The 255-nt window shown below is 43.1% G+C and carries 1 protein-coding gene; it reads left to right on the top strand.

Annotation, left to right across the window (positions count from 1 at the left end):
- Positions 1–255, top strand: a 255-nt coding sequence (locus PZE06_RS34310) for a transposase (protein WP_275792593.1), incomplete at both ends; no start/stop codon positions are given.

Here is a 255-nt window from a genome sequence, read left to right as displayed (position 1 = left end):
TTACTGCTGCCTTAAAGAAAGTGTATGGGGCTCCAAGTCTTAAGGCTTGTCATAGTGCGTTTGAATCCTTTGAGAAGCAGTGGTCTACGTATCCTGGAGCTATAGACGTATGGAAACGAAACTTTTCACACGTGGAGCAACTTTTTGATTATGGTAGTCACATACGAAAAATCATGTACACCACGAATGCCGTAGAAAGTATCCACTCTAGCTTTCGAAAAGTCACGAAAAAAGGAGCATTCCCCCACGAGAACG

It is taken from the genome of Robertmurraya sp. DFI.2.37 (assembly GCF_029211245.1).
Classification (GTDB): domain Bacteria; phylum Bacillota; class Bacilli; order Bacillales; family Cytobacillaceae; genus Robertmurraya; species Robertmurraya methanolica_A.
The sequence above is the reverse complement of the archived record's forward strand: the minus strand, read 5'-3'. Positions and strand labels throughout refer to the sequence as shown.